Origin of the sequence: Corynebacterium sp. (assembly GCF_022712195.1) — a bacterium.
Classification (GTDB): Bacteria; Actinomycetota; Actinomycetes; order Mycobacteriales; family Mycobacteriaceae; genus Corynebacterium.
This window is the reverse complement of record NZ_JALAGY010000086.1, coordinates 19,605-27,057: the sequence shown is the minus strand read 5'-3', so window position 1 is coordinate 27,057 and position 7,453 is coordinate 19,605. Positions and strand designations below refer to the sequence as shown.

Genomic DNA, 7,453 nt, shown 5'->3' with positions numbered 1-7,453 from the left:
GGGTGGCGGGGGTGGCGTTCTCCGGGGCGCGGTGCTGACCACGGCGCGGCGTGGAGGTCACGTTCGGCGAGTCGTCGAACCCGGTGGCGATGACGGTCACGCGGACCTCGTCGCCGAGCTGGTCGTCGATGATGGTGCCGAAGATGATGTTGGCGTCCTCGTCGGCGAGGTCCTGGACGATCGTCGCAGCCTCGTTGACCTCGAAGAGGCCCAGGTCCGAACCACCGGCGAAGGAGAGCAGCACGCCCTTGGCGCCCTGCATCGTGGTCTCCAGCAGGGGCGAGTTGATCGCCAGCTCGGTGGCCTTGCGGGCCCGGTCGTCGCCACGGGAGCTGCCGATGCCCATCAGGGCCGAACCGGCGTCCGTCATCACCGAGCGCACGTCGGCGAAGTCCACGTTGATCACACCGGGGGTGGTGATCAGACGGGTGATGCCCTCGACACCGGAGTGCAGGACCTCGTCGGCCTTACGGAAGGCGTCCATGAGCTGCAGGTCGGCGTCGCCCATCTTGAGCAGGCTGTCGTTCGGGATGACGATGAGCGTGTCGCAGACGTCGCGGAGGGCCTCGATGCCCTCGAGCGCCTGCTTGGAGCGACGCTGCCCCTCGAAGGTGAAGGGCCGGGTCACCACGCCGACCGTCAGCGCACCCTTCTTCTTGGCGATGTTGGCCACCACCGGCGCAGCGCCGGTACCGGTGCCGCCACCCTCACCACAGGTCACGAAGACCATGTCGGAGCCTTCGATGACCTCCTCGATCTGCTCCTTGTGGTCCTCGGCGGACTTCCGTCCGACCTCGGGGTTCGCGCCGGCGCCGAGGCCACGGGTCTCGGCCTGGCCGATGTCCAGCTTGGTGTCCGCGTCGGTGAGCAGGAGTGCCTGCGCGTCGGTGTTGATCGCGACGAACTCCACACCCTGGAGATTCGCGTCGATCATCCGGTTCACGGCGTTGACACCACCGCCACCGACACCGACGACGGTGATTTTGGCGAGGTGGTTGTCGTAGAGGGTCATGGTGTGCGCTCTCTTTCCCGGTGTGCCGGGCATCGTGTGCCCGTGTGCTGTCGCTCTAACTCTGCGACCAATTGTGTGTGACACGGAGGTGATTTCCGCGCACATTTTTCTTGCGTGTCGTATCCCTCAACGTCGGGTTGAGAGTTGTGGCGGGGTCACGCTCAGTCCCGCACCGACGGCAGGGCCGGGTTCGAGACGTTCCACCGCTGCCCGTCCCGGGTGAGCACCACCCGGGTCGCCTCAGCCTTCTCCTCCGCCCGGTCGGCGGAGCCCCAGTAGACCTCGCGTCCCTCGGGGAACCTCAGGCTGACCTCCTCGGCGGACGGCGCCTCGACCTCCTCCACGGTGCCGCGGAGTTCCTCCGGCAGGGCGCTGAGCGCCCTGCCCGCCGCCTCCAGGGCGGCGGCGTCGTCCGCCGACGCCCGGACCTTGACGGCACCGTCCGGAGTCTCACCGCGCAGGAAGACGCGGCCCCGCTCGTTGATCACCAGGGGACCGTCGTCCGCGTCGACCACTCCGACGGCGTCGTACTCGGTGACGCTCACGCGAACCGCCGAGGGCCAGTCCCGTGACACGGTGACCTTCTCCACCCACGGCAGCTCGGAGACCGACCGCGCGGCCGCGTCGGTGTCGGCGAACAGGAGATTCTGCCCGTCCACCGGGGACGCCGCCGAGATGACCTGCTCCGGGGTGAGTCGCCCGGTGCCCTCCACCTCGATGTCACGCACGGTGAACAACGGACTGAGTACGAGAACGGCCGCCAGGACAGCGACGGCGGCGACCACGCCCAGGACGACGGCCAGCCGACGCCGCCGACGGGGATCCCGCCGCGCCGACCGCCGGCTCGCCCGCCGCGCCCGTGCCTGGGAGGTGCCACTGCTGGCCATCGGGGATCAGGCCTCGTCCGTGGTGGTCGTCTCGAGGGCGCGCAGGATCTCGTCGGCCAGCATCGTGACCGTGCCGGCACCGACCGTGAGCACCAGGTCCCCGTCCTCGGCGAGGTCGGCGACGAGGGCCGGGACGTCGGCGAAACGGGGTTCGTAGTGGACCTCGGTCGTCGTCCTCCCGACCCGGTCGGTGATGACCCGCCCGTCGACCCCCTCGACCGGCTCCTCACGGGCCCCGAAGATGTCGAGCACCACGGCCACGTCGGCCAGCGACAGGGCCTCGGCGAACTCCCCGGCGAACGCCAGGGTGCGGGAGTAGAGGTGCGGCTGGAACACGGCGACGACCCGGCCGGACCGGCCGGTGTCCCCGGCACGCGCCCGGACCTTCTCCCGGGCGGCGGTGACGACCGCGCGGACCTCGGTCGGGTGGTGGGCGTAGTCGTCGTAGACCTCCACCCCTCCGACCCGGCCGTGGTACTCGAAACGGCGGCGCACCCCGTCGAAGGAGGCGACGCCGGCCGCCATGCCGTCCACAGGGGCGCCGACCAGCACACCGGCGACGAGTGAGGCCACACCGTTGAGCAGCATGTGCAGGCCCGGGGTCCGGACCGTCAGCTGGACCCGGTCGCCGTCGAGTCGCACCTCCGCGTCCGTCCCACCGTCGGACAGGGTGCCGGTCGAGAGGATCTCCGCGGCCACGGGCACCGTCGGGTGCGCCGCGGCCGCGGCCGTCGTACCGTACCCGAGCACCCGGACCCCCTCGGCGACGGGCACCTCCCCTGCGACGACGGCCTCGCCCAGGCGGGCACTGCCCGCGTCGTCCAGGCACACGACCAGGGCACCGCCGGCCACGACCCGTCCGGCGAACTTCTCGAAGACCTCCCGGTAGGCCTCCTCCGACCCGAAGTAGTCGAGGTGGTCCGGCTCGATGTTGGTCACCACGGCGACCTCCGGCGAGTACGACAGGAAGGACCCGTCGGACTCGTCGGCCTCGGCGACGAAGACGTCGCCGGTGCCGTGGTGCGCGTTCGTGCCCGCCCGGTTCAGCTGCCCCCCGATGGCGAAGGAGGGGTCCATGCCCGCGTGCTGCAGGGCGACGACGGCCATCGACGTCGTGGACGTCTTGCCGTGGGTGCCGGCCATGAGCACGGCCCGGCTGTCCGCCATGAGCAGGGCGAGGACGTCGGACCGGCGCAGCAGCGGGATCCCCGCCTCACGGGCCGCCACGAGTTCGGGGTTGTCCTGCGGGATCGCGGCGAAGGAGGTCACCACGGCGTCCGGCAGTCCACCGCCGGGGGCGGAGGAGGTGACGTTCTCCGCACGGTGCCCGACCGCCACGTCCGCCCCCGCCGCCCGTAGGGCCAGGACCACACGGGACTCCTTCATGTCGGAACCGCTCACCGTGACCCCACGGTCCAGCAGGATCCGGGCGATCCCGGACATCCCGGCACCGCCGATACCGACCATGTGGACGTGGCGGAGGTCGTCCACCGAGCTGACCGTCGAATTGACCGTTGCGTTCACGTGCTACTCCCCTGCTTCACTGATGACGATCTGCGCGATGCGTTCGGCCGCGTCACGGTGCCCCGCCGCCGCGGCGGCGTCGCCGGCACGCTGCAACCTCCCGCTGTCCCTGAGCAGCGGGACGACCTCGCGGGCGACCCGCCCTGCGTCCAGTTCCGCGTCAGGCACGATGACACCACCGTCGGCGGCGACGACGGGACGGGCGTTGAGCTCCTGCTCCCCGTTGCCGTGCGGCAGCGGGACGTAGACGGCCGGCAGACCGCAGGCCGAGATCTCCGCCACGGTCATCGCCCCCGACCGGCACAGCACCATGTCCGCCGCGGCGAGGGCGAGGTCCATACGTTCGATGTAGGGCACGGCGACGTAGGCCGGAGCGCCCTCCACGGACTCGACGGAGGGTGCCTCGTTCTTCCTGCCGTAGGCGTGCAGGACGCCGATCCCCGCGTCCGCCAACGTGCCCGCCGCCCCGGCGACCGCGGAGTTGATCGACGCCGCACCCTGGCTGCCACCGGTGACGAGCAGGACGGGACGGTCACGGTCCAGCCCGAAGTAGTCCCTCGCCTCGTCCCGCAGAGCCGCGCGGTCGAGGGTCAGCAGGGACTCGCGCACGGGGATGCCGACGACCTCGGCGTCCAGGCCGGAGTCCGCGGTCGCGGCCAGCGCACGTCCGCCGAGCCTCACCCCGAGCTTGTTCGACATGCCGGCCCGCGCGTTCGCCTCATGCACCACCACAGGCACGCCGAGCGACCTGGCCGCCAGGTACGCCGGTGCCGAGACGTAGCCGCCGAAACCGACGACGACGTCGGCCTTGAGATCCTTGAGCGTACGACGAGTACGTCGCAGCGCACCGACCAGCCGGAACGGCAGCGTGAACAGGTCCCTGTTCACCTTGCGCGGCACCGGGACCGCCGGGATCAGCTCCAGGTCGACGCCCCGGGCGGGGACGAGGGTGGTCTCCAGGCCCCGGGTGGTGCCCAGGGCGGTGACGCGGGCGTCCGGACGTGCACGCCGAACGGCCTCTGCCACGGCGAGGGCGGGCTCGATGTGACCCGCCGTCCCACCGCCCGCGAGGACGACGGAGATCGGGCGGGATGAAGGGGACACGGCTTAACGCCTCCTGCGGTTGTACGGCTGACTGGTGCGGTGACGGGGCTCCGGCAACGGTTCCCTGGCCCCCCGGTGTCGTGGGGGGAGTCCGGATCTCGGGGCCGGCTCACCCGGCGGCGGCTGCCGTCGCCGGGTCACCGATTCACCGTACCGTCTGGGTTGTTCACGGACGCGCTCGCGACGCTCCTGGCCGGGCCGGTAGGGCTCCGGCTCGGGGATGAGGAGGATGCGGTCGATCAGGGGACGTCCCTCGTGCTGCATCGACGAGACGGTGGCGGGTTCATGCCGGGCGATGTTGGCCAGCAGTCCCAGGGAGGCCAGGGTGACCACCGCCGAGGATCCACCCGCGGAGATCAGCGGGAGCTGCACACCGGTCATCGGGAACAGCCCCACGACATAGCCCATGTTGTAGAACGCCTGGACGGTGATGCCCATCGTCAGGGCCGCCGCGAGGAGCCGCAGGAACGGGTCGTTCTGCGCCATCGCCGTACGGATGCCGAACCAGGCCAGCACCCCGAAGAGGACCACGACGAGACCGGCGCCCAGCAGACCCAGCTCTTCGCCGAGGATGGCGAAGACGAAGTCGTTGGCGGCCTCCGGCAGGTAGAGCCACTTCGCGCGGGACTGGCCCAGACCCTGGCCCAGGAGTCCACCGTCGGACAGCGACAGGATCCCCTGCCGGGACTGGAACGTCGCGCCCTTCGACGTCGCCTCGTCGAAACTCAGGGTGAAGGTCTCGGTCCAGGAGCTGAAACGGGCACTGCGGAACGCGTGCTGCAGGCTGAAGATGACTCCGGCGACACCGGCGACGGCGAGCACCGACAGCAGCGCCGTGGTGCTGACACCCGCGAAGAAGAGCATCGCCGCCACCACGGCCGCGAGGGACAGCATCATGCCCAGGTCGTCCTGCAGCAGCACCAGCCCCAGGATCACCCCGGCGACGATGAAGAACGGGTTGAGCACGAACCGGGCGGAGTTGCTCACCCGCGAACGGGCGGCGACCACGGCCGCACCCCACACCGCCAGCGAGAACTTGGCCACCTCGGAAGGCTGGATGCCGATACCGCCGAAACGGATCCACGAGTTCGAGCCGACCTCGGTGCCGCCGACACCGATGCCGGGGATCAGGACGAGGATCAGCAGCACCACCGAGATCCCCAGGAAGAAGACCGAGAGGTTGCGCACCGTGCCCGGCGACATCCTCAGGAAGAACCACATGCCCACGAGACCGGCGACCACGACGACCGCCTGCTTCATGAACTCACCGAAGACACCGGAGTCACTGTCGATGGAGCTGACCATCGACGACGAGAGCACCATCGTCAGACCGACGAGCACCAGGATCGCGGTGACGCTGAGGATGACCTTGTAGTTGAACTGCGGGGTGGCCAACGCACGACGGAACTTCTCGCCGAGTCCGCGCCACGGGGACTCGGCCCGTCCCGGGTTCTCCTTCACCGTCATCACTCAGCGTCCTTTCCCGCGGGGTACCGCGCCAGCTCCGCGAAGAGGTCGCCCCGGTGCGACATCCCCCGGAACATGTCCAGGGAGGCTGCCGCCGGGGCGAGCACGACACTGTCGCCGGCGGAGGCGAAGGCACGGGCCGCGGAGACCGCCTCCGTCATGGCGCCGACCGGGTCGGTGTCGTCGACGACGGTCACCGGGACATCCGGCGCCACGGCGGCCAGCGCCTCCGCGAGGACGTGCCGGTCAACCCCCAACAGTACCGCCGCGCGGAGCCCGGGCGCGACCTCGGCGACAAGCCCGTCGACGGCCGCGCCCTTGAGCTGGCCGCCGGCCACCCACACGACGTCCTCGAGGCCACGCAGCGCCGCCGAGGCGGCGTGGGGGTTGGTCGCCTTGGAGTTGTCCACCCAGCGCACGCCCGCGGACTCGGCCACGACCTGGCCCCGGTGCGACTGGACCCGGAAGCCGGCCAGGGCCGTGGCCACCGAACCGGCCGCGACACCCGCACTGCGTGCCAGTGCCGCAGCCGCCGCGGCGTCAGCCACCCCGGCCGGACCGGGGGGTGAGATCCCGTCGGCGGCGGCGAGGTCGGTGACCGCACCGGTGGCGGTGTCGAGTTCGACGATCCTGCCGTCACGGACACCTGTGACGACCCGGACGTCCAGTTCCGGCAGTGTCGCCGCGGCCGGGTCATCGGTGGTGAAGGCCCGGCGTTCACCGGGTGCCACGCCGGCGCCGCCGACCACCCGCGGGTCGTCGGCGGCGATCACCGCCACCGCCCCGGTCAAGGCCCGCATCTTGTCCGACGCGTAGTTGCCGAAGGAGCCGTGCCAGTCCAGATGGTCCTCCGCCAGGTTCAGGACGCATCCCGCGTCCGGGGCGAACTCCGGGGACCAGTGGAGCTGGAAGCTGGAGACCTCCGCAGCCAGGACGTCCACCCGCGGACGGGAGCACAGTGCCTCTCCCGGGGGCGTCCCGATGTTCCCGACCGCCAGCGAGCGGCGCCCGTCCGCCTGCAGGACGGCGTCGAGCATGGCGGTGGTCGTCGTCTTCCCGTTGGTGCCGGTCACCGCGAGCCAGGTCCTGGGTGCCCCGAACAACCCTGCCCTGTCCGCCAGCCACGCGGCCTCGACGTCCCCGACCACCGGGACACCACCCGACCCGGCGGCGGCCGGGACGGGCCCGTCCGGACGCCAGCCCGGCGAGGTGACGACGAGGTCGGCGTCCCCTCCCCGCAGGATCTCCAGGGCCTCAGCCACGGTGACCGCACGCGCACCGGTCTCGTCCGCCAGGGCACGCCCGGCGTCGGTGTCGTCGTCGGCGACCGTCACCGTGCACCCCAGGCCGCCCAGCATGCGGGCCACCCCTGCGCCGGCCACACCGGCACCTGCGACGAGGACGTGTCCGTCCCGCATCGCCTCAACGGCCTGGTTCACCATGTGTACGCTCTCCTGTC

The 7,453-nt window shown here is 71.3% G+C and carries 6 protein-coding genes; all 6 read right to left on the bottom strand.

Features of this window, described 5'->3' with window-relative positions:
• A partial coding sequence (ftsZ, locus tag Q0A34_RS11890; RefSeq protein ID WP_291480206.1) for a cell division protein FtsZ occupies positions 1-1,012 on the bottom strand: 1,012 nt, incomplete at its 3' end.
• Between the two features lie 161 nt (positions 1,013-1,173).
• A complete protein-coding gene (locus Q0A34_RS11885; RefSeq protein ID WP_291480205.1) occupies positions 1,174-1,899 on the bottom strand; it encodes an FtsQ-type POTRA domain-containing protein in 726 nt (241 codons plus the stop codon).
• Between the two features lie 6 nt (positions 1,900-1,905).
• A complete protein-coding gene (murC, locus tag Q0A34_RS11880) occupies positions 1,906-3,366 on the bottom strand; it encodes a UDP-N-acetylmuramate--L-alanine ligase (protein ID WP_291480209.1) in 1,461 nt (486 codons plus the stop codon).
• Positions 3,367-3,426: 60 nt separating this feature from the next.
• Positions 3,427-4,527 carry an undecaprenyldiphospho-muramoylpentapeptide beta-N-acetylglucosaminyltransferase gene (gene murG, locus Q0A34_RS11875; protein ID WP_291480204.1) on the bottom strand — a complete coding sequence of 367 codons (1,101 nt, stop codon included), beginning with the start codon at positions 4,525-4,527 and terminating at the stop codon, positions 3,427-3,429.
• A gap of 3 nt (positions 4,528-4,530) precedes the next feature.
• Complete coding sequence (locus Q0A34_RS11870) at positions 4,531-5,994, bottom strand: putative peptidoglycan glycosyltransferase FtsW (RefSeq protein WP_291480203.1); 1,464 nt, start codon at positions 5,992-5,994, stop codon at positions 4,531-4,533.
• Complete coding sequence (murD, locus tag Q0A34_RS11865) at positions 5,994-7,436, bottom strand: UDP-N-acetylmuramoyl-L-alanine--D-glutamate ligase (RefSeq protein ID WP_291480202.1); 1,443 nt, start codon at positions 7,434-7,436, stop codon at positions 5,994-5,996. The genes Q0A34_RS11870 and murD overlap by 1 nt, the downstream gene beginning before the upstream one ends.
• Positions 7,437-7,453: the final 17 nt, after the last annotated feature.